At 48.1% G+C, this 522-nt stretch carries 1 pseudogene; it reads right to left on the bottom strand.

The features are described from left to right. Positions 1-522, bottom strand: a pseudogene (locus R7R24_RS30325) (glycoside hydrolase family 2 protein); the annotation flags it as partial.

Raw genomic sequence — 522 nt, 5'->3', positions numbered from 1 at the left:
AGGTCTTGATAACGGTGTTCACATTCTCGCCCCGGCATCGCATCGACAGGAATCCAGTTCGCACCTTTGGCATTAATAGGCGTGCCATTGACGATAAATTCCATCGCAGAGCCATGTTCATCTGCCTGACTATTTAAGCTCAACTGACGAAGTCCAATCTTGCGCGACAGCGTTTGCTCACCACAACCAACAGAAATGGTGTACAGATGCGCGTCGCCGTAACCTGCAGGCCACCAGAGTTGCGGCTTTTGAACATGGAACTGGCAGTGATAGTGACCACTTCCTTCGGTTTGAATGAATTGAACTTCGCCATCAAATTCCACGGTAACATGATGGCCTTGATTGTCGGTTTGCACTTCCACCAGCACGTCTAAAATCACACTGCCATCAGCTTGCCATTGCTGCTCGGTTGAGACATTTTTTAACCAAATGTCGGTCACTACATCGATTTGGATTGGGTCGTAAATTCCCGATACCATCAAACAAATGCCCCAATCCCATCCGGAATGGCATTGTGTTTTG

It is taken from the genome of Vibrio sp. 704 (assembly GCF_033339295.1).
This window is presented reverse-complemented; position numbering and strand designations above follow the sequence as displayed.